17 protein-coding genes are annotated in these 23,461 nt (G+C 46.4%); all 17 read left to right on the forward strand.

Annotated features, from left to right (window positions below):
- Nucleotides 1-20: 20 nt before the first annotated feature.
- The 17 genes from H7F31_RS12005 (at nt 21) to H7F31_RS12085 (ending at nt 23,443) form a co-directional block, all read left to right on the forward strand.
- The gene (locus tag H7F31_RS12005) at nt 21-3,065 is read left to right on the forward strand and encodes an extracellular solute-binding protein (RefSeq protein WP_187104358.1); all 3,045 of its coding nucleotides are present in this window, start codon (nt 21-23) and stop codon (nt 3,063-3,065) included.
- A complete protein-coding gene (locus tag H7F31_RS12010) occupies nt 3,062-4,039 on the forward strand; it encodes a carbohydrate ABC transporter permease (RefSeq protein ID WP_222622749.1) in 978 nt (325 codons plus the stop codon). Before H7F31_RS12005 ends, H7F31_RS12010 begins: the two co-directional genes overlap by 4 nt.
- Nucleotides 4,039-4,896 (forward strand): carbohydrate ABC transporter permease, encoded by an 858-nt coding sequence (locus tag H7F31_RS12015; protein WP_187104359.1) that lies wholly within the window; start codon nt 4,039-4,041, stop codon nt 4,894-4,896. Before H7F31_RS12010 ends, H7F31_RS12015 begins: the two co-directional genes overlap by 1 nt.
- Nucleotides 4,897-4,908: 12 nt before the next feature.
- Nucleotides 4,909-6,993, forward strand: a complete 2,085-nt coding sequence (locus H7F31_RS12020) for a YIP1 family protein (protein ID WP_187104360.1) — start codon at nt 4,909-4,911, stop codon at nt 6,991-6,993.
- On the forward strand, nt 6,986-9,268 hold the full coding sequence (locus H7F31_RS12025) for a DUF5696 domain-containing protein (RefSeq protein ID WP_261800499.1): 2,283 nt from the start codon (nt 6,986-6,988) through the stop codon (nt 9,266-9,268). The genes H7F31_RS12020 and H7F31_RS12025 overlap by 8 nt, the downstream gene beginning before the upstream one ends.
- Nucleotides 9,269-9,271: 3 nt before the next feature.
- Nucleotides 9,272-10,123: a carbohydrate ABC transporter permease gene (locus tag H7F31_RS12030; RefSeq protein WP_187104362.1), complete on the forward strand. Its 852-nt coding sequence runs from the start codon at nt 9,272-9,274 to the stop codon at nt 10,121-10,123.
- Nucleotides 10,104-11,054, forward strand: a complete 951-nt coding sequence (locus tag H7F31_RS12035) for a carbohydrate ABC transporter permease (RefSeq protein ID WP_187104363.1) — start codon at nt 10,104-10,106, stop codon at nt 11,052-11,054. Before H7F31_RS12030 ends, H7F31_RS12035 begins: the two co-directional genes overlap by 20 nt.
- Before the next feature lie 121 nt (nt 11,055-11,175).
- Nucleotides 11,176-12,918 (forward strand): glycoside hydrolase family 2 protein, encoded by a 1,743-nt coding sequence (locus H7F31_RS12040; RefSeq protein ID WP_187104364.1) that lies wholly within the window; start codon nt 11,176-11,178, stop codon nt 12,916-12,918.
- 94 nt (nt 12,919-13,012) lie between these two features.
- Nucleotides 13,013-14,353: an ABC transporter substrate-binding protein gene (locus H7F31_RS12045; protein WP_187104365.1), complete on the forward strand. Its 1,341-nt coding sequence runs from the start codon at nt 13,013-13,015 to the stop codon at nt 14,351-14,353.
- Nucleotides 14,354-14,410: 57 nt separating this feature from the next.
- Nucleotides 14,411-15,313: a carbohydrate ABC transporter permease gene (locus H7F31_RS12050; protein ID WP_187104366.1), complete on the forward strand. Its 903-nt coding sequence runs from the start codon at nt 14,411-14,413 to the stop codon at nt 15,311-15,313.
- A gap of 1 nt (nt 15,314) precedes the next feature.
- Nucleotides 15,315-16,175 carry a carbohydrate ABC transporter permease gene (locus H7F31_RS12055; protein WP_187104367.1) on the forward strand — a complete coding sequence of 287 codons (861 nt, stop codon included), beginning with the start codon at nt 15,315-15,317 and terminating at the stop codon, nt 16,173-16,175.
- A 28-nt stretch (nt 16,176-16,203) separates the two neighbouring features.
- Complete coding sequence (locus H7F31_RS12060) at nt 16,204-16,980, forward strand: amidohydrolase family protein (protein ID WP_187104368.1); 777 nt, start codon at nt 16,204-16,206, stop codon at nt 16,978-16,980.
- Entirely contained in the window at nt 16,961-17,782 is an 822-nt protein-coding gene (locus H7F31_RS12065) for an amidohydrolase family protein (RefSeq protein WP_187104369.1), read from the forward strand. The genes H7F31_RS12060 and H7F31_RS12065 overlap by 20 nt, the downstream gene beginning before the upstream one ends.
- 40 nt (nt 17,783-17,822) lie before the next feature.
- Nucleotides 17,823-19,010 (forward strand): glycoside hydrolase family 88 protein, encoded by a 1,188-nt coding sequence (locus H7F31_RS12070; RefSeq protein ID WP_187104370.1) that lies wholly within the window; start codon nt 17,823-17,825, stop codon nt 19,008-19,010.
- 23 nt (nt 19,011-19,033) lie between these two features.
- Nucleotides 19,034-20,314 carry a right-handed parallel beta-helix repeat-containing protein gene (locus H7F31_RS12075; protein ID WP_187104371.1) on the forward strand — a complete coding sequence of 427 codons (1,281 nt, stop codon included), beginning with the start codon at nt 19,034-19,036 and terminating at the stop codon, nt 20,312-20,314.
- 5 nt (nt 20,315-20,319) lie between these two features.
- Nucleotides 20,320-22,419 (forward strand): tail fiber domain-containing protein, encoded by a 2,100-nt coding sequence (locus H7F31_RS12080; RefSeq protein ID WP_187104372.1) that lies wholly within the window; start codon nt 20,320-20,322, stop codon nt 22,417-22,419.
- Nucleotides 22,420-22,516: 97 nt separating this feature from the next.
- The gene (locus H7F31_RS12085) at nt 22,517-23,443 is read left to right on the forward strand and encodes an acetylxylan esterase (RefSeq protein ID WP_187104373.1); all 927 of its coding nucleotides are present in this window, start codon (nt 22,517-22,519) and stop codon (nt 23,441-23,443) included.
- Nucleotides 23,444-23,461: the final 18 nt, after the last annotated feature.

Raw genomic sequence — 23,461 nt, forward strand, 5'->3', positions numbered from 1 at the left:
GGGGAGGGGGAGATACGTTAATGATGAAGGGGAAAACGGAACGATCAACAAGCTTCACAAGGGGGAGCAAGAAGAAAACCGGCAAAATCATCATGTACATGGTCTTTGCTTTCCTCTTGCTTGGAGCAGTCGGATATGGATTGACTTATGTACCCGATGATGGCAAGCCATTTATCGCTCCTATCAATGAAGATGTACTTGGCAAGCCCCTATTTACAGCACAATCCTTGTTGCAAAAACAGGAACCTTACGGCCGAATGTTAAGCGCTTACGCGGAATCCGGATACAGTGATTACGAAGGCAATGACATCATCATTGACGGCATGGATTATTCGAACTCGAAAGGAAAAGTTGAGAATAAGACAATACTGGGTAACCAGGCCGCAGTGTCAGAAGGAATAGATTCATTCCTTGAATGGAGCATTCTGGTTCCCGAGTCCGCCTTGTATGAGATCGACATCCGTTATTTGGCGTTAGCGGGGAAAAATGTTGGGGTGGAAAGGTCGTTGACGATTGATGGAACAAGTCCATTCGACGAAGCTTCCCGGTTGCTGTTCCCGCGGCTCTGGACGGACGATCCAAGTCTCTCGCTGGACAACCAAGGGAATGAGATAAGATCCCCCCAGACGGAGAAGGCTGCTTGGCAAACCAAAAGCTTCGATCACCCTGAGGGTTTTTACAAACGCCCTTACAAGTTTTATTTGACGGCAGGTACGCATGTGCTTCGTCTTACAGATATTAAGGAACCGATGGCTATTTCCAGACTGACGTTAAAAAAGCCCACTGCATTGCCTACTTATGGGATGAAGAAAGCCGAATATTTGAGTGCAGGCTACAAAGCAGGCGTAGTTGAGATCATTAAAAAACAGGCTGAGCATCCCGTTGGCAAATCGGAAATGTCATTGCGTTCAGAATGGAGCAACGATCCGCTGAGCGAGCCGAATGCCACCAAAAACATCATCTACAATACGTTCGGGGGGGATCGTTGGAAACGCGGGGGACAGTCGGTGACATGGGAGCTCGATGTTCCCGCAGACGGTTTATATCAACTGGCATTCCGCTACATGACGCCGGCGTTTAATACGGCTAGCTATAGAACCCTGCTCATTGATGGCGAAATCCCGTTTGCGGAGATGGAAGAATACGCCTTCCCATTCGTTAAGGGCTGGAGAACAGAAGCAGTGAAGGATCCTGCTCACACACCGTACCAGTTTTATTTAACCAAGGGTAAGCATCGCCTCACACTCGTATCCAAGGTTGGCCCATTAAGAGAAACGGTATTTCAAATTAATGAAGTCGCCAATATGATGAATGAACTAAGTCGTCAAGTCGTTCAAGTGACTGCGGCAACGAAGGATGCAACAGGCAAGATAACAAGCGACAAATACCAGGATTGGGATCTGGAAGCGAAAATTTCGAACTTGATGGAGACGTTGAAGACGGCGAAACAAACGATCGCAAACATTTCTGATGCTGTTGTCGAAGCGAACGGAAACAAACGCCCCAATTATATGACTGCATTTTCATCGATGTCGCATTTGCTTGATGGCATGATTAAGGATACGGAAACGATCCCTTATCAATTGAACGAGCTCTCCACAGCGCTCGGAGCACTCGGATCAGCCATCACCAATATCACGGAGCAGCCTTTGTTTATAGACTATATTGCATATGGCGATCCATCCTTTGCCCTGCCTCGCGGTGCATCAACCTATGGAGAAAATCTGATCGGCATTGCCAATCAATTTATTTATTCGTTTCGAGAAGACGGCAGCCAGGTTGGCGATGTATACAAACAGTCGAACGGCGATGATCAGCCCGTGCTAAACGTGTGGGTTGCCCGCGGCCGCGAGTGGGTAAGCATCGTAAAAGATTTGATTGATGAAGATTTTACGCCAAAGACAGGGATACAAGTGAACATCAATACGGTTCCGATGGGCTCTGAACATCTCCTGCTGCTTGCTTATACTGCGGACAAAGCACCAGATGTGGCTCTAGGCGTATCTCCACAGACGCCTGTTGAATTCGCAATACGGAATGCGCTGGTGGACTTGAATCAATTCCCGGATCTGCAAACGGTGAAAGAACGTTTTGTGAAGTCGGCGTTCATTCCATACGAGTATAACAACGGTTTGTTTGCGCTGCCGGAAACGCAAGATTTCCAAATGATGTTCTATCGGGAAGATATCTTTGACTCGTTGGGGATCGAACCGCCGCAAACCTGGAAAGATGTATATAAAATTTTGCCTATCTTGCAGGAGTATGAAATGGAGTTCTATTATCCCGATGGAGCTGGGGGATATTCCCCGTTTTTGTTCCAGCGTGGCGGGGATTTTTATACGGAACACGGTTTGAAGTCTGCGTTGGATACATCTGAAGCATTATATGCATTCAAGGAATGGACGGATTTGATGAACAATTATAAATTGCCTTTAAAAGCGGACTTCTACCAGCGTTTCCGCACGGGTCAGATGCCTGTGGGCATCGCCGGCTATGACCTGTATGTCCGTCTTATGACTGCTGCGCCTGAATTGAGCGGACTATGGAAAATGGCGCCGATTCCGGGAATATTGAGAGACGACGGTGGGATCGATCGATCAACCGGCGGATCCGGTCAAACGGGAGTCATCCTTGCATCGTCGAGGCATAAGGAAGCGTCATGGGAACTGCTAAAGTGGTGGACGGAGGAAAACACTCAGATTCGTTATGGGATTGAGCTAGAGGGTCTGCTCGGCGCCGGCTCACGCTGGAATACGGCAAACGTAGAGGCGATGAAGGGGATGGCGTGGAGCAAGGAAGAGTTGGCGGCGATATTGGAGCAATGGTCATGGTTTAAAGAACAACCCGTCGTATTAGGTGGATATTATACTTCGCGTCATCTCATGAACGCATGGAATCGAACGGTCATTACCGGGGATAACGCAAGGATCGCGCTTGAGGATGCTTATAAAGAAATAAATAAAGAGCTGCTGCGCAAACAAGAAGAATTCGCCGGTAAGAAGGGTTCTGGCAAAGAGCGTGAAGCAGCGGCTCAGCAATTGGGGGAAGGCGGAGCTAATGGATGAAGCTCAATAAGATTGTAAGCGCAAACATGAACGGTGTTCCAATGAGTCGTGGTCTGATCGCCCTACGAAATTTAATGCAAATAATGAAAGAGATATGGAAATGGCGAATTTCATACTTTTTTCTCACCCCCTTCTTCATCCTGTTTGCCATCTTTATTATTGCGCCGACAGTAACGTCTATCGGACTCAGTTTTACTTATTACAATATTTTAGAACCAGCGCGATTTACCGGGTGGTCAAACTTCAAGATGCTGTTCGTTGATGATGACATCTTTATTACAGCTCTAGTAAACACGCTCTATTTTGCATTGGTTACCGGGCCGATCGGATATATGCTCGCCTTTTTTTTCGCCTGGCTCATTCATCAAATCCCGAAACGTTTAAGGCCTTATTATACAACCGTGTTTTATGTCCCTTCCCTCACGAGCGGCGTGGCGATGTCAGTCGTATGGCTCGTCCTGTTCGCAAATGACAGCTATGGATATTTAAATACATTTTTGATGAATTACGGATTTATTGATGAGCCGGTTCAGTGGCTTGCGGATGTCAAGCTGATTATGCCCGTCATTATTGTGATCTCCTTATGGATGAGTCTCGGAACGAGCTTTCTTGCCTTCTTGGCGGGTTTCGAGACGATCAATACGGAATTGTACGAGGCAGGCAAGATCGACGGTATCCGTTCCCGATTCCAGGAATTGTGGTGGATTACGATTCCTTCTATGAAACCGCAAATGCTGTTTGGCGCTGTTCTGGCCGTGGTGGGCGCATTTAAAGTCGGTGAAATAAGCAGTGCTGTTGCAGGCTTTCCGAGTCCTTTATATGCCGGTCATACGATTGTGTTGCATTTGCACGACTACGCCGTGCTTCGTTATGAGATGGGCTATGCAGCAGCGATTTCCGTCGTCTTGTTCGTTCTCATCTATGGCCTGGGTAAATTGTGCTTCCGTATATTTGCCTCGAAGGGAGAATTATGATGGGAAAACGACGCAAGTTTAAAAAACTCGATCTTGGCCTAACCGGCACTATGTTTTTTCTGACGTTACTTGGCCTATTAATGTCGTTGCCCCTAGTGTTTCTTATCAGTACTGCCTTCAAACCGACCGAGGAACTGTTTCTTTATCCGCCGCGCTTTTTTGTTCAGAATCCGACATTGGAAAGCTTCCGGAGCCTGATCGTTTCCACAACTGACAGCAGAATACCTTTTATCAGATATTTGTTTAATAGTTTGTTCGTGACAGGCATCACCGTATTTTTGACAGTCATTATCGGTTCGCTTGCCTGCTATCCATTGGCGAAACACCCGTTTCCGGGACGTAATATGCTGTTTGGTCTCATTATTGTATCTCTGATGTTTGCTCCGGAAGTGGTTGAGATTCCGCGGTATTTGATCGTCACGAAGTTAGGATTAATCGATACATACGGAGCACTGATCCTGCCCAGTCTGGCGTTTCCGATCGGATTATTTCTTATGAAGCAGTTTTTGGAGCAAGTGCCAGATGAAATTTTCGAGGCAGGTAGAATCGACGGCGCGACGGAGTGGACGCTGTTTCAAAAAATTGCGTTGCCGCTTATTCGCCCAGCTTGGGCCACGATTGTCATTCTAAGCTTTACAGCAATCTGGAACGACGCGGGCTCGCCAGCACTGTTTACACAGTCGGAGCAAATGAAAACATTGCCTTACTATTTATCAACTGTCAATGGACAAGGAATTGCTCGTGCCGGCGCGAATGCTGCTGCTACATTCCTGATGACGGTGCCGACAGTGCTCATCTTCGTGGTGTTCCAACGCCGAGTGTTGTCGACGATGGCACACTCAGGAATTAAATCGTAAGGGGGCCGGAGCATGAGACGATTATGGGGCAAGCAAGCGCTGCTTTTAATGGCTCTGGTTATCCTGGCCATCATGCAGCCGGCGGAGGAAGTCAAGGCGAAGGTACCTTATCCGAACTATGTGCTTAGCCCGGATGGATTGTTTTTACCGGTTCCGGCGCCGTACGTACCGGATTCCATGATTCTATTGGACGACAAACCGGAGGGCGCCTTCAAGAAACCGCAAGATTTGTTTATTGATAAGAACAATCGGCTATATATAGCCGATACTGGCAATAATCGAATTGTCATGATGGATGTTCAGGGCAACATTCTGCGTACATACGGAACCGATGAGAGCTTGACTAAGGAAACCGGCAAGCTGAACGAGCCGCGAGGCGTATTCGTTGGTGATGACGGTACGTTATTCGTTGCCGACACGGGTAACAAGAGGCTCGCAGAATTTGACCCGAACGGTACTTTTGTGCGCTCGTTTGAGCAGCCGGACTCAGAATTGCTCGGCGCGGATTTTGTCTATCAGCCCGTTAAAGTCGTCATGGATTCCAGAGGTTTTTTTTACGTCGTCAGCCAAGGCACACAAAAAGGGCTGATGATGCTGGATCCGGAAGGGAAGTTCCGTGGTTTTTTTGGCGCGAATAAAGTGCAGATCAGCTTCGTTGATGCGCTGGTGCACACGTTCTATTCTAAAGATCAGCGTAAAGGAAAAGTCGTCAATTTACCTTATTCGTTCAATAACGTAGCGTTGTCGCCAAATGGATTCATCTACACGACAACAACCGGGCAATCAAGCAAGCAGGTAAGGAAGCTTAACGCAGTTGGCGGCGATATATTTCCGAACGACAGCCGCGACTTTTCAGACAAATCGTTCCATTATGGCACGCTCATTCAGAACTTCGTCGACGTAGCGATCGATCGCAGAAGCAACATGACGATTATAGACAAACAGTATGGACGGATGTATCAATACGACGAGATGGGGCGGATGCTTTACGCGTTCGGCTCGAACGGCAGCGGCTACGGTATGACGAGTGCTCCCGTTGCATTAGAGGTCGATGAACAAGGGAATTTATATGTGCTCGACGAAGTCCGCAACTTGATCCAGACCTTTAGTCCGACCCCATTCGCCAATTTGGTGCACGAGGCCAATGAGCTCTATGTGCAAGGGAAATACACAGAATCGTTTGAGCCTTGGAAGCGAGTGCGTCAAGTCGATAGCTTTTATGAGCTTGCGCTGCAGGCGATGGGACATTCGAAGCTGCGCCAGGAAGAGTACACAGCGGCTATGGAATATTTTAAAGCTGCTTATGACAAAAGTGGTTATTCGGATGCTTATTATGAAGCGCGTCGAATTATTGCACGTGAACATTTTGGGACAATCGCCACAACATCAGTGATCGTCATGGTGCTTGTCTATCTGTTATACAAATGGAATGCACGTAGATGGCGAGTAAGACCGGATAGCAAACCTCTCGTTCGCATGCCGCGGCTTATCAAGCGGATGTTCTTTGTCATGATGCATCCCGTGCAAGGCTTCGAGGCGCTCAGATACGAAGGCAAAGGGAGGCTAAGCGATGCGTTTATCATTATCGGCGCTTATTTAGTCGTCAGTGTTCTTGGCTATTTAATTCCGAGCTTCATGTATGAACCTATGCCGCTTCAATCCGTCAACTGGCAAACAGTCATCCGTAATGCGCTGTTGCCCTGGGTGTTATGGAGTGTCGTGAACTACGGAATTACGTCGATTTCCTCTGGGGAAGGACGCATTCGTGATGTGTTTATTGGTACAGCGTACTGCTTTACGCCATTCGTATTTTTTACGGTGCCTCTCTTGCTACTGACTCATGTGCTGTCTTTGAACGAAATGAAATTTTATGATTTGTTTCAACAAGTGATGCTGCTCTGGACGATCTTACTGATTTTCATCAAAGTCCGTGAGACCCACAGTTACGACACCGGAAAAGCAATTGGGGTTACATTAGCAACAGCAATAGGTTGCGTCATCGTCATCACTCTGTACATTGTCCTTTATGGAATGGCAATCAATTTGGCTGACTTTGCGCAACAGATTGTCAAGGAGGTGTCGTATATTGGTGCATAAATTTGTATCTCGCAAAGGGATCGGAGTGGCTGTCAAAACGGTCATCTTCCTGCTTGTGCTGGCGATCATGATTTGGAACATGATGCCGCAGGGTGAAAAAACAATTGTGTTCACCCACGAACAATCTGATTTTCTTCCCGCTGCGAAGCATGTAAGAGCCGATCTGTCCCAGAACGATGGGCTCATCGTGTATGCCGAAGATGACCGACATCGCTTATCCGCCGATCTCGGCGCACAACTATTTATGATTACGGATAAGCAAAGTGGTTATGTCTGGACAAGCAGTCCGGATTTAAGCCAAGAAAGTGCGGTGGGAGAGGCGTCACGCCATATTGCCAACTCACCGGTCATGTTTACTTACACGACTAAGTTCAAAGAACTGAAAACGACTAGTTTATTCGCAGAAAAGACATCTTATCTTGTAAATGCGATCGATAAGGGGCTGCAAATTCATTACAGATTAGATCAATTGGGTATCTCGTTTGTGATGGAGGTTGTATTGGAGGATGGCGGGTTAAGTGTTCGCTTCCCCCATGACAGCATCGTTGAGGAAGGTAACTTCTTGACTTCGATTATCGCTTTCCCGATGTTCGGTGCGGCCAAGCAAGGCGAGAGTGGTTATATGGTCATTCCTGATGGAACAGGTGCGATTACTCATTTCAATCAATCACATAAGTTATATGACAACCGTGGCTATGAAAAATGGATTTATGGAATCGACCCGACATTCGATACGCAAACTGCGCCGATTCAAGGGGAACCGATCTTGATTCCCGCTATCGGCATGGTAAAGGAACATGTCGGATATGTGCAGACAGCAACGCAAGGCTCGGCAGATGCGAAGCTTTATATGAACCCTCCCGGAGTCCTCGGTCTGGACTATTACCGCGGAGGAGTTGAGTTTATTATCCGGAAGTCGTATTACACTCGTGTGGGTGGTGTGCAGAATAACATTCTTCGCATTGAACAGAACATGATTATCGCCAACCGGGAGCTACGGTTCGATTTCGTCTCCGGTAAGGAAGTATCCTACGTTCAACTGGCCAAGGCAGTCAAACACCGTTTGCTGCCCCTACTGGATCCGGCCACTTCGGCAAATCAAGTCAATCCATCAAAAGATTCAGTAAACAATACTGTGCTGCTCCGTCTGTTTATGAGCGTCGAGACTCGCGGCGGCGGACTGTCCAAGAAGAGTAAGACGACTACGACGTTTGATGAGGCGCAAACAATCGCTGAATTTTACAAAGCTCAAGGACTTGAGCATTTTGAGCTGGAACTGAAGGGCTGGTACGATGGCGGTTACTTTGGCAGACTCCCTGGTAAATTCCCAGTAGAAAGTAAGATTGGCGGAAACTCCGGAATGAAAAAGTTGATCGAGTGGGCAAACGAATCTAACATTCCTTTGTCGGTTGAAAATAACGATTTGGATGTGTATCACGAGAAGAAGGCAAATGTGAGTTTGCGTAATGATGTGGTGCGAAAACCGGATGGCAGCGTCTACTCCTATCATCCGATCGGTTCAACGGGTTGGTATCGCAGTGAGGTGGATTGGTACACTTTACGTCCGGAGATTGCAGACAAGGAGCGTATCAACAACCTGGAGAAACTGAAAATGCTCGGTGTAAGTTCTATCAATGAACGTAATCTAGGCGAACAATTGTTTAGCGATTACAGCATGCATGAGCCTTTGCGCCGTTCGCAGACGGCCGCGTACTTCGAACAATGGCTGGCGCAGGACAAAGAGAAGCTTGGATCGGCAGGCGTGTATGGCGGTCATGTATATGCATTGAAGCATGCCGATCGCATTCTCGACATGACGCAAGCGACCTCCTCTGACTACTTGCTGGATGAACAAATTCCGTTCGTCCAACTTATTTATCACGGCGTTAAACCTTATTATACGAGCGCGATCAATCTGGCAGATCTACCGCAAACAGAGCTGCTGCGTGCGGTGGAATATGGAGCAATCCCGTCGTTTGAACTGACCTATTTGCCAACGACTGATTTGAAGTATACATACTATGACAAATTATTTAGCGCCCAATATGAAGAATGGAGGGATACGGTGCTGCTTGCCTACAAGATGTGGCAGGATGTAGGGGCGCGAACGGTGAGGCAGGAGATGATTGATCATTTAAAACTGAACGAGGACGTATCTCGCACGATGTATGAGGACGGAACTACTGTCTGGGTGAATTATGGCGAGTCTGTGTTTATGGCGGATGGCATAAGAGTCGAGCCGAGTCATTACACAGTTCGGGCGGAAGGGAGTTAATCCATGCGCAAAAAAAAGTTGTTCAGTTATGAACGCAGACGCATGTTAGAAGGCATGTTCTTTGTTTCGCCCTGGGTGTTAGGCTTTGCTGTGTTTATGTTGTACCCGCTCTACTCGTCCCTGAAGATCAGCTTTACATCGTCCACGCTGTCTAATCTCATGGGCGGTAATTACGTTGGGATAACCAACTATAAAAATGTTACCGTCGATCCCAATTTTGGAAAACTGTTTTTGGGTACCATTACCCGGTCGCTAATTGACATTCCTGTTGTCGTTATTTTTGCCCTTTTTATTGCGGTACTCCTTAACAGCAAAATTATCGGACAAAGCTACTTTCGCGCCTTTTTCTTTGTACCTGTGTTTATAGCCGGCGCAGTCATGAACTTGCTTTTTGCAAACAATCCGACCGACTATAGCATCTTCGATAAACTGGCCGGCGGCATGATGGTTGTGAGCGATATGATCGGTTCCGATGTATTCAACCGGATTGGTCTCTTATTCTGGCGAAGCAGTGTTGAGATCCTTATCTTCTTGGCTGGACTGCAAAGTATTCCGCGAACGCAATATGAAGCGGCTCAAGTGGATGGAGCGACGGCTTGGGAATGTTTTTGGAAAATTACGTTGCCGTATCTCTCAGGTGTAATATGGTTGAATTTCATTTATGCCACGATCGATTCTTTTACCGAATCTACGAATCCGATCATGAAGTTTATGCAGATGAAAGTGTTTGAACAGTTGGATTTCGGATATGCCGCTTCATTAAGCTGGATGTACTTCGGGGTCGTCTTGCTGTTTATCGCCTTTATTATGATCATTGGAAGGAGGTTCGTATACTATGGCGGGGACGTCCGTTAATTATAAGCAAATGCTCGAGAAATACAAGAATCGTAATTTCGGTCAACGGTATGGCCGCAAAATGCGCACCCTTTTGATGCAAATGCTGACGTACCTCGTGCTGCTGGAACTGTCATTCATTTTTCTGCTGCCGGTGTTTTATATGTTTGTAACGGCTATCAAGTCACCTCAAGACTTGCTTGACTCGACGATCGTTTGGGTACCAAGTGGAATTCACTGGGATAATTTTGTTAAAGCCTTTAACTTGATCAAATTCACAGAAGCGGTGACGAATTCACTCATGATTACCGTGTTAGCATGTCTGGGTCAGGTGCTATCGTGTGCGATCGCCGGTTATGGTTTTGGGCGGTACAAATTTCCTGGGATCAACATCTTGTTTTTACTCGTTTTATTGAGCTTGCTTATACCGCCGCAGACCATCATCATCGCCTTATTTACGATGTTTCATAAATTCGGTTGGCTTAATTCGTATTTGCCGTTTATCATACCTGCGTTCTTTGGCCAGGGACTGCGGGGCGCGTTATTCGTGCTCATCTTCCGGCAATTTTTCCGCAATATGCCTCGCGAGCTTGAAGAAGCAGCGCGTATTGACGGTGCAGGTCCAATTCGACTATTCGTACAGATTATGCTGCCGCTTGCTAAACCGGCTATCGTAATCGTCGCGATGTTCTCGTTTGTATGGCATTGGAACGATAACTACCAGCCGATGATTTACTTGAATCGGGAAGAATACTTTACATTGCCCCTGCGTTTGGAATCGCTCAGCTCCGTGTTTAACAGAGCTCTAGGCTTGGATGCGGATGGCGGCTTGAATTTGCCGATACATATGGCTGCGTGTTTGATGGTCGTGCTCCCCGTATTTATTTTGTATCTATTCGGGCAGCGCTACTTATCGGAAAGTATTGAACGCACAGGTTTTGGTGGAGAATAATGACCGCACGATTACAACATTTCATTGCTTTATTTTTAAACACCAGCACTGCACTCATTGCTATAATTCTAACTAAAGAAGATGGAGTTAGCGCTTACATTAGTGGGAGGAGATTGGAGTAATGGATCCGTTTTTTTTCCGAGAGGCATTGTTTCAGCTTGATATAGATCGCCATGGCGAGGCTGAGAAGTGGTTTTCTCTAGAACATGACAGAGAGCACTGGATGAAGGTGGATGTCCCAGGTTCCTGGGACTTATATAACCGGTCGCTGTGGAGCTATGAAGGAACGGGGTGGTTTTGCCTTGAATTGCCTGCCCAAAATGTTGATATTTGTTTATTACAGAGACTGATGTTCGAAAGGGTAAGCGGTCATGCCAAGGTATGGATTAACGGACAATTGGTAGGAGAACATGTGGGGGGCTATCTTCCTTTTGAGTTTGCAGCTAGCCATTATTTAAGGGCAGGAATGACGAATTACATCGTGATGAGTGTGGATAATGAACCGAAGGGTAACAGATTGCCAGGCAACGCAGTCGTAGAATGGATGCAATATGGCGGCATACTTCGGGATGTTTCTTTCATTTCTACGCCGCACTGCTATATTGACCGGGTGAGTGTGCGAACTCATGGATTTGTTGCAGACCATGTATTGACATTCGATGTTCATCTTGTTAATCACTCGCAGGATCCAGTGGAGGGAAATCTGATACTAAACATCCCGCTCCTTGATTTCAGTTGCGACAAGGAGAACTACATCGTCGTAGAGCCTGGATTCAAGAAGATTGAACGATCGTACAGTGTGCCGCAGGCACAATATTGGTCGCCGGAAACCCCCAATTTATACGAAGTTGAAGCTGTTTTTACGGAAACAAAGGGGCTGTTTTCAGATCGCAAGGCAAGTCGTTTCGGAGTTCGGACGGTAGAGGTCGATAACCAGCATATTTTATTAAACGGACGACCTTTAACCATAAAAGGAATTAATCGCTATGACGAAATTTTAGACTATGGTCCGTCAGCACCGGCAAGTGTAATCCGTGCTGATTTGATTAAAGCCAAAGAGTCAGGGGTCAACCTGATCCGTACGCATTATCCAATGGATTCCATTCATCTGAATTTGATGGATGAGTTAGGATTGCTCGTTATGGAGGAAATTCCACTAAACTGGTGGATGAATAACTGGCATCCTAGCGCCCCGGCAAATGAAGAGCATAACGAAGAAATTGCCAAGGATGCAGAACTAGCATTGCGGGATATGATCAAACAACACTGCAACCATCCTAGCATCCTGATCTGGAGCATGTGTAACGAATCGGAAACAAACACGCCTTTCGGCATTGAAGTCATGCGGAGGTTGATGAGACTCGCACGCGAGGAAGATCAGAGTCGTCTAGTGAGCTTTGTAGCCGAGGGCAATAAACCGGGGCATCTCGCTTTCGAAGAAGCGGATATCGTCTGTTTCAATGTATATTATGGCGCCATGTATGGTGATCCTGCACTGAAACTGAGCGAGATCCACCAGAAGGCCATGCTACCGACTATGGAGCACCTTCAGCGTTTTGTCAGAGAGTTCCCGGGAAAACCCCTGGTGATTACGGAGTTCGGTACACTCGGTTTGCAAGGATTAAAGGGAGATCAACGCCACTCCGAAACGTTTCAGGCTCAATATTTACGTGTGGTCTGGGAGGCCATCATGGGAGTAAATGGAGTACAGGGTGGTATCTTGTGGTGCTGGGCCGATTATTACCATCGAAGGAAGTATTGGGATGTTCCGCTTGGAAGATATGGTGTGCTCACAGTAGAGCGGCAAGAGAAAGAATCGTTCAAGATGCTGCAGGAGCTGTTTCTAACAGCAGACTCGATTTAAGGAGGTGAAAAGTAGCTCAGGATCTGAGACGTTGTGTGAATTGAAATGTGCAAAATTGTTCAGTGTGGCTTATCAAACAAGGAGGCGTCGAGCAATGAATAAAAAAACAAGCCGAAAATTAATACCATGGATGTTGCTTGTGTTTACTGTGACTACTGTTCTTGTAGGTTGCAGCGGTAACAACAACAATGGGGAGACCTCAGGCTCGCTTTCCCCGACTGCCGGAAACCAGGAGGAAGCCGCAAAACCGATTACTATTCGGATTGGAACGTTTGATGATCCATTTGAACAAGAAACAGCTAGAGCCGTTGCCGAATTGTATGTGAAAGATAATCCGCATGTAACGATCAAGATCGAACCTTATGTGGGCGATCCTAAAACCAAAGTGTTGGCTCAAGCGGCTTCTGGCGACCTGCCGGATGTGACGTGGCTGGCGGATGGATACGTGAAGGAATTCGCTGAAGCGGGAGTTTTAGAGCCGCTGGACGGTTATTTGGAAGAAAACAATGTTGATGTCAATGATATTTATCCGGCTATGCTTGGTTATGGCATTATCGATGGTCAGACCTATATGCTCCCCCGCGATTATAATCATATTGTGTTTTATGCAAATACCACCTTGCTGGCACAAGAAGGACTGACACTGCCTGAGAACGGATGGACATGGGATACTTTTATGGAATACTCAGATAAGCTCACGAAGAAGGATACCTCTGGAAAAACAACCCAATGGGCGGTTTCTTTGAACCCAACTGCAATTGGAACGTGGATGGCATGTGCTCAAGGACGAGGCGGGCAGTATCTAAATAAAGAAGAGAAAACCGTTAACTTTTCGGATCCTAAAGTTGTTGCTGGATTAAGAGATTGCTGGGATCTAGTGAAAAACGGCAATGCGCAGGATCCGATGGGGCAATATTCTGAAGATCCGTTTTATGCCGGGAAAACCGCTTTTATGGCGGGGGCAAAGCCATTTGCCGCAGGAATCCATGCTGCTGCCGAGGCGAAAGGATTTGAATGGGATGTAACGACTTTCCCTCAGTTTCCTGTAAAAGCTGCGGTAGGTACAGGTACGAGCGGATATGGTGTAAGTGCCAAATCCAAGCATAAAAAAGAAGCGGCAGGCATTGTAGCTATGTTCGTTAAACAAGTAGGACAAATCGAATTCGGGAAAACTGGAAATGCAGTACCTGTTTTGAAATCAATGGAAAGTGATACGACATGGAGAGACAATCCGGTTCCGGGTAAAAATACAGATGCGTTCGTAGCTTTTCCTGAAAATGACGTTTTGCGTGAACATGAACTTGTACTCTCTACGAGTAAGGCGAATACGATTAATTTAGAGGTCGGCAATGCATTTACGAAATACATGTTAGGTGCTGCCACGTTAGAAGATGCTTTAAAAGAAGTAGATGAGAAAGCAAACGCTGCCGAATAGTAGTTTCCCGGGCGGAAATCTCGTTTCCGCCCTTACAAAACAAATGGGGGCTGCCTGATGATCAAATCAAATTCGTATTCAAGGAAACGAATAGAGACGGTAGAAGGTTATTTATTTGTTTCTCCCGTTGTTTTAGGCATTTTAATTTTTATGTTGTGGCCGATCATCCAATCTTTTTATTATAGTTTCACCCGCTACAGCGTTATAAAATCCCCGGAATGGATTGGTTTTGAAAACTATAGCCAGTTGATGCAGAATAGTCTGTTTTGGCATTCACTGAAAATCACCTTTATTTATACGTTTTTGTCCGTTCCTTTTGGATTGGTAGCAGGTTTTTTTCTGGCGTTGCTGCTTAAGAGAACAGTGCTAGGAATCCAATGGTTCCGCGCCATCTTTTATTTACCGGTTGTTGTGCCGGTTGTGGCCTTGGGCGTACTTTGGAAGCAAATTTACAGTCCGGACGCAGGTCTTGCCAATCAGCTTTTAGGGTGGCTTGGTATATCCCCATATCCTTGGTTCTCTAACCCCGATACCGTTATGACTTCTCTGATCATCATGTCATTATGGCAGGCTGGAGGAGCTATGATCATTTGGATTGCCGGACTTGAAGGGGTTCCTGCGCATCTGCATGAAGCGGCCATTGTAGACGGGGCATCACCCATTCGAAGATTCTGGCATATTACGATTCCGATGGTCACACCTGTTATTTTTTTCAACCTTGTCATGGGTGTGATATCAGCCCTTCAAGTGTTCGGACAAGTGGCGGTTACAACAGGAGGTGGTCCATTAAATGCAAGCAACTTCCTTATGGTCATGATATACAGCGAAGCATTTGGAAGATTGAACATGGGCTATGCGTCAGCTATTTCGTGGATTCTATTTCTTCTGATTAGCATCTGCACCGCAATCATTTTCCGATCAAGCCGTTCGTGGGTGCATTATGAAGGAGGCGCGAGATAATTTGAAATCCATCAGATCCGGGAGAACGTTATCTTTTGTACTCCAATATGCATGTATGACACTCGGAGCGCTTGTTTTTATGTTTCCGCTCGTTTGGATGGTCTCAAGAAGTTTCATGGGACTCGCGGATCTGTATACGCATCCACCACTCATTTTTCCGACACAGGTTAGCTTTCAAGCCTATTCTGAGATTTGGAGTATAAAGCCGTTCTTGTTGTATTTCAAAAATACGATGATTGTTGTGCTGTTTACGGTTATTGGCGCTGCATTAACATCTGCAATTTGTGCATTTGGTTTTGCGCGATTAAACTTTCCCGGACGCAATATGATTTTCGGGATGGTACTCGCAACCATGATGCTTCCCGCAGCGGTAACCATTATTCCGCTCTATGTACTATTCAGTAATTTAGGCTGGATTAATACGTTGTATCCGCTCACCGTCCCCGCATTTTTTGGCGGAGGAGCGTTTAATATTTTTTTGCTCAGACAGTTTTTTGCATCTTTACCGAGGGATTTTGACGAAGCGGCAAGGGTGGATGGAGCTAGCACGTGGACGATATTTTGGCGCATATGCATGCCGTTATGTGCCCCTGCGCTCACAGTAGTCATGGTATTGGCTTTCAAGGGAGCCTGGGATGATTTTATGGGGCCGCTTATTTATTTGAACAGTGAAGATAAATTTACGCTTGCATTAGGTCTGCTTAGCATATCTCCAGCAGGGGTTGGTGTTGCACCCTATGCCAACACTGCTCATGTTATGGCGATTTGCTCACTAACTATTTTGCCGGTTATAACGATCTTTATGGTGGCCCAGAAAAAACTCATATCGGGTGCCGTCGTATCCACTGGAATCAAAGGGTAAAAAATACGAAATCGAGCGGCGGTGAACGATGCGAAAGATTGATGTCAACTGTATGATCGGTAATTGGGTGAAGCAGGTTGTGGAGCCTTTACTGGAAAATCAGGTTCAAGATGAGCTGCATTATTATGATATTGACAGGGTCATTGCGTATCATGGAGCGGCCAGAAGCTCCAACCCGATGTACGGAAATGAAAGGCTATTGGATTATTGTCGGAGCAATCAAAGTATGATTCCTTGCATGGTCGTATCGCCGCATTATAAATACGCCCATGGATGGTCTTTCCTTGAGGATCTGCTGGTTAAGGAAAGGATCCAATTTATTCGTATCTTCCCCAAGGAGCAAGGATATACGCTCGGCAGCAAGCTTACGCATGAAATATTCGGTATGGCAGAGAAGCTGGGCACACATATGATTATCGATTATGAGGAGATCACTTCATCAGATGACAGAGAAATGCCGGAATTTGACAGGTTATTGAGTGATTTTCCGTCCGTTCAAGTGATTGTTACGGCATTTCGGCATCGTCGAAACATGATGATGTATAGCTATATGGAAAATCACTCTAATTTCTACACAGAGCTTTCCCTATGCGACAATTGGAATGCTTATGAACAAGTAATAGATCGCTATGGATCTGACCGGATACTCTGGGGAAGCAATATGCCATTTAACAAACCAGGGTCTGCGATTACCATGTTGTCTTTCGCAGATATCTCCGAACGTGATAAAGAGAAGATCGCCTATGGTAATTTGCAAAGGTTAATAGAAGGAGGTGAGGAAGGGAGTGCTAAAGGATGCCGGTAAACATGGAATTCCCCTGAACGATGTTTTGGTAATAGATGTTCATGGTCATCTGGGCGTACATCCGGATCCGTTTGTTCCGGAACATGACGAGAAGATTCAGGCTGGATTATTGAATCCCATACTTGAAAGAGTAGGGATCGATTATATCATTGTGTCTATGTTGAAGGGGCTTAATATCGGTGAGTTGGAAGCCAATCTATATTTGGCTGAATTGATGCAGTCCTATCGCAAAATCTTGGGCTATATCACTTATATCCCTTCGATGATTAGCGAAAGTTTAACAATTGCAGAACAATGCTTTCGTCTATCCGATCGGTTTGTAGGCATGAAAATTCATCCTGATGTAAATAAATACCCAATCAACGGAAGCGGGTATATGCCCTTGTGGGAGTACGCCAATGAGAAAGAGCTGATCGTACTCGTTCATACCTGGAATCAAAGTCCGTATGCGAATCCTGAATTACTTCATGACATCGCGAGGACATACAAGGATGCAACCATACTGGTCGGGCATTCCGGCGGCATGGGGCATGGAATTACAACGGCGATTGATTTGTCCAATAACTACGATAATGTGTACCTGGATCTAACAGGCGCTTTTATATACTCCGGAAAGTCTCTCGTTTTTTTTGTCCAGCAGACCAGTTCTGACAAGCTCTTATTTTCAAGCGATAGTATTTACAATAATGTGGCATGGGAAATTGGAAACATATTGTATTCGCGAGTTTCCGATGAAATTAAATTAAAAGTGTTGGGTTTGAATGCGAAGAGATTGCTTAGTAAATTCATTGCCATACCATAAAAAAATAAGAGGTGCAATATATCTTTTGGGAGAGAACGGAATGCTAATTAGAGATGAAGGCAAAAGGGAAACCCGTTATTACTCAAGGGTCAGCCGGGAAGAGTTTAAGATAGATGAAGCGATCGCAAAGGCGCTTATTAAAGTAGATCAGATCATGGACATTTATGGGGATGGATTTGTTAGTCCAGTTACAAGGGAAAATCGCTATTTGCACTCTGCGAACATAGGTTGGACAACCGGTTTTTGGACAGGGATTTTATGGCTTTCTTATGAGCTCACGATGAATCCTAAATATAAACAAGCTGCCGAGAAGCAAGTGTTAAGCTTTAGTGAGCGTCTCGATCAGCGTGTCGACCTGGATCATCATGATATTGGTTTTCTGTACAGCCCATCATGCGTAGCGGCAAATAAGATAACCGGAGATCCTGGGGCAAGAGAGGTTGCGCTTCGAGCAGCCCAACATTTGTACGATGCCAGATATGAACAACAAGCAGGTATTTTCCGATGCTGGTCGGGCGGAAAGTTTGATGAAGATGAATATCGATTCAATATGATCATTGATTCTCTAATGAATATGCCTTTAATGGAATGGGCTTACGAGCAAACGGGACATTTAGATTACAGGGATGCCGTACAGCGCCATATGACGAAGGCCATTAACCATATTATTCGAGAAGATGCATCGACCTTTCATGTCTATGTTTTTGATGAGAAGGGGAAACCCAAATTCGGAGAGACGGCACAGGGATATTCCCATTCTTCTTGCTGGTCACGCGGGCAGGCGTGGGGAATTTATGGACTCGCTATTAATTATTCTTACACGAAGGATGAACATATTCTTAAGGTTGCCGAGAGACTGGCAAATTATTTTTTAAATAGATCTCCGGAGGACGTGGTTGCCTATTGGGATTTCGATTTTACGGACGGAAGTGGTCAGCTTAAAGATAGCTCAGCTTCTGCGGTTGCGGTTTGCGGCTTGCTGGAACTGGCGAAGTGGGTTACAAATAAAGAAGACAAGACGTATTATAGAAATGCGGCAGAACATATTGTTAAAAGTCTGACGGAGAATTATGCCAGCAGTCCTTCTTCTCAAGACCGATGCCTGCTTCTTCATGGCGTAGGCAGCATACCTCATGATTCGGGGATAGACGAAGGGAATGTGTTCGGCGATTACTATTATTTGGAATCTCTTGTGCGACTGAAAAAGGATTGGAATTGTTACTGGTAGGAACAACGAGGAGGCGCATAGTGATGGAGATGGTTGAGGTAACGGTGGGGCATCAGAATGCCGATATTGTCGGAACAACAAATACTAGTATTCAAATGGCAGTAGATCGAGTAGCTAGTCTTGGCGGGGGAGTGGTAAGATTACTGCCAGGCACCTACATCATGCACGATTCGTTACATCTTCGATCCCACGTACATATTCAGGGGAGCGGGGACGAAACCATACTATGGAAGCCTGCCAGTGTTTCAACACCAATCATAGAAGTAAATGGATACGGTATGTATTCCATTAAGGTAAAGGAGCCGGAGAAGTTCTCAATCGGTATGGGCATTCATATCTCCGATAAGCTTGCAACAGCCTTCTATACAACAGTTGCGACGGTGAGCTGGAAGCGGGGAAATGAGCTGGGAATATCCCGGCAACTGAATCATGATATAGCTGAAGTTTCTGATGGATCGGCGGTTTCCATCTATCCGATCGTTAGCGGATGTGATGTGGAAGATGTTGTCCTGGACAATTTTATTGTAGACGGAAATGCTGAAGAGAATGAATTTATTAACGGTTGTCGCGGAGGTGGCGTTTATTTTCTGCGCGGCCGCAACATTGAAATGCGGAATCTGACAGTCCAAAACTATAATGGAGATGGAATCAGCTTTCAAGCTTGTGTCCACACAAGTGTTGAAAATTGTCTCATTCAGAGCAATAAAGGAAGCGGACTTCACCCTGGCAGCGGCTCAGTCGGGTTCATTATGAGGCGTATTGTCAGTATTGACAATGAGCATGACGGACTTTTTTATTGTCTTAGAGTCTCGTATTCATTATGCGAAGAGTGTTTGTTCGAAAACAATAAACGGAATGGTATCTCTATCGGGCATGCAGACACGGATGCAATCATTCGTCATAATACGATTTCGAATAATGGCGGTTACGGATTGGTTACCCGTTATGACGCAGCAGGTCGTTCAGGGGATCGAACCTTGATCTGTGACAATGTGTTTCGGGATAACGGTCACGAAAGTGCGGAGATCATGCTCGAAGCCGCATCAGTCGATATGCATATTGTTCGCAATCAATTTATGAACTCAACTAAACCAGAGCATCCGCGTACTGCCGTTTATATTAAAGAGCCGGGGAATGTATTACATCTGCATGACAATCCGCTCTCAGGATTGGAGCTTGTTCAAGCTTCCGAAACTTCCTTCTTAAGCGGCGTGGTACTTGAAAATCCTCAAATCCCGCTTCCAGTTGAACATCAAAGCATACCGCATGAAGCAACCCGGCATCTAAAAAAAATAGGGAGTTGAAGCAAATGACTATTCCGGATAATGATGTTGTTGTATTGCAACCGTTTACAGGCGCGATCCCTCGAACCCAGCAAGACAAAAATGCAGAAAATTTAAGTATTAAGGATTTTGGCGGCGCTGCTGATGGTACCAGCAATGATACGACTGCTTTAGCGACCACATTGAATGCAGTGGGCGCTGGAGGGGTCATGCGGCAAAGCGGAAGAATTGCGTATCAGTACGGAGTAATCCCTTCTATTGATGTTACTGTCAGCCATAGCAATGGTGCAGACATTGGCACTGATGAGAGGTTGACAAATCCCGGTTTTACCGGTGGCACAACAGGCTGGATACTCAATAATTTCAGTTACGGGTCCAATAGCATCACACATACCGCAGGGACTGTCGGTGAAGCGGAGCAGTATGCGACAATTGATTCTTATGCGACCTATATTCTGTTGATAGATATTACAACGACTGAAGCTGGGAGTATTGCGCCTAGTTTGGGCGGCTCCTCCATATTGGATTCGATTCCTGAATACTATTTGGAAGTAGGGAGTCAAGTCGTAAACGTAGGTTGCTTCCCTATTGATGACGGTTCCATGTTGTTTAAGCTTTCGACGGATACAAGTTGGGCAGGTACGATAACGAGCATATCATTTATCAAAGTTGCCAAAGAAACGGAACCTGCTTTTCTCAATGTTTCCGAGGGAGATCGCCAAATCAATGTTTCCACGGGAGATAGCCCAATGAGAGTGCCTAACATGATTAAGTTTGGACCTTATTTATCAGGAAGCGTTGCGATAGGCGATCGTTTGACGGCTTCATGCTGGTACAATGACGCAGCTTTTAATGTTGCAATCGGCGGCAGGTCGCAGCAGTTCTCTCAGCACGGGTTCCAAAATACTGCTGTCGGGGCTTTCTCGTTGCAATTCAATCAAGCGCATCGCAACAGCGCTTATGGCTACAGCGCACTGAGATACAACGGAAATGGAATATCGAACACGGGGATCGGCTATAAAGCCTGTGTGATGAATACGGAGGGCTCCTATAATACCGCCGTCGGTTTTCACGCTGCATTCCAGAATACAACCGGCCATCAGAATACGACAGTCGGGTTTCAGGCCATGTACAATAGTTGGACAGACTCTTACAATACCGCCTTCGGAAGTCAGGCAGGGTTGAACTGTCGAGGCGGGAAGGCCAATACGTTCGTTGGCGCTTTGTCAGGTTACTTGAATAGTAATGTGAATGTGACTTATAAGTATGAATATACAACTTCTGTAGGCGCTGAATCTTTGGCTCATGGCAGTGAAACAGTTGCGCTTGGGTGGCATTCGCGTGTTGGAACGGCTGAGACTCCGGTCAGCAACTCGGTCGGAATCGGCACAAGTGTGCGGGTCGAGGCTCAGAGTGCAACGGCAGTGGGGGATGCAGCACACATAGATAAGCACGGTTTGCGGGCAACCGTAATCGGACAAGGGGCTTTTTCTTCATCCGATCAGGGGGTGTCTGTCGGATTTCGCGCGACATCCAATGCGGGTTATACAACATCGATAGGGGCGCAGTCTGGAACGAATCAAATGGGCAGTTATGCCACCTTCCTCGGATTTGCCGCCGGTTATTCTGCAACCCCGGTGTCATACGGAAATATAACTTGTCTAGGCGTCGGCTCCCAAGTTACGGGAAGCAATCAGCTTCAATTGGGTGATAGCAGTATAACCTCATATGCATACGGTGCGGTACAAGATCGTTCGGATGCAAGAGACAAGGCCAATATCAGGGATACGCAGCTCGGTCTTCCGTTTATTATGAAGCTTCGACCCAGACAATTCAATTGGGATTATCGTCAGGATTATGCCAAGCTTAATGAGGATGGATCGTTCACGGAGCTTCCAAAGGATGGAAGCAAGCAGCGGAAGAGGTTCCATGAGGGACTTGTCGCCCAAGAGGTCAAAGAGGTTCTGGATGGGATGGGCGTCGATTGGGGCGGCTATCAAGATCATACGGTCAATGGAGGGGAGGACGTTCTCTCTATTGGTTATACCGAATTGATAGGACCGCTTATCAAAGCGATTCAGGAGTTAAAGGCAGAAGTGGATGCCCTTAAGCTTAATCGTCAATAATTACTTAGGACCTGTTGCCCCAATCTCAACAACCCCTCCGGGGAGTGGGGATTGGGGTCAACTGCCCTCACAATCAGTCTGCAAGGAGGAATATAAATTGTCCGGGCAAAAGAATGGGTTTGAGCATTATCCAACAATAGAAGAAGTAGATGATTGGATTAATTCTCTTATGGACGAGGCTGAAGTAAATTCCTGCACAGTCGAAGTTCTGAATCGCAATAGCTTCTCACATCATCTGGGAGTTCATTACGCAAGTAATGAGTTTCGGTATGTCAAGTTCACGCCGAAGCAGGGGACGCCGTTCTATGGGTATTGGCAACCCGCGTGGTCTCAACCCGCCCCTCTGCTGATCCATGTACCGGGCTACGGCGCCGAGATGAGCACTCACCCGGATTTAGTTCAGCAAGGTTATCATGTCCTGCATATTTCTCCACTCGGCTACACTACTCCCGACGGACCTAACGAAGCTTTGCAGGTGGACGGAGAGTGGCCGGTGCTTCCCGACACTGTAAGCAACGGGGCAAAGGAGGGATACGGAAGCTGGCTATTGAATTGTATTCAGGCGATAAATTGGGCGGAGGAGCTGGAAGCTACGGTAAAGGGGCGCCTTTCTTTTTTTGGTACAAGCCAAGGGGGCGGAGGGGCGCTCTTGCTCGGTTCTATATTCCGTGATCGAGGTGTGCGCTGTGTAGCAGCGGATGTACCTTTCTTGACCAATTTCCCACTTGCCGCAGGTCGTGGCGCCTATGCGCTAACTGCCCCTGGTTTCACTAAACTCCAAAACCCTGCTGCCGGTTGGCGAAGCTTGGGGTTTATCGATACGCTTTCCCATGCGAGACGATTGACGATGCCTGTTCTTCTAACTGGCGGAGGAGACGATCTAAGTACGCCAATAGATACGATAGAGACCTTATTTGAACGGTTGCCGGGCACACGATCTTATACGATGCTGCAGAACACCGGTCATCGATACACGCGAGAATTTATGCACTTGGCATCAGCATGGTTTCGGATCTACGCTTAATCCATGGATTGAAGCTGA

The sequence above is a fragment of the Paenibacillus sp. PAMC21692 genome (assembly GCF_014303795.1).
GTDB classification, from domain to species: Bacteria; Bacillota; Bacilli; order Paenibacillales; family Paenibacillaceae; genus Pristimantibacillus; species Pristimantibacillus agaridevorans.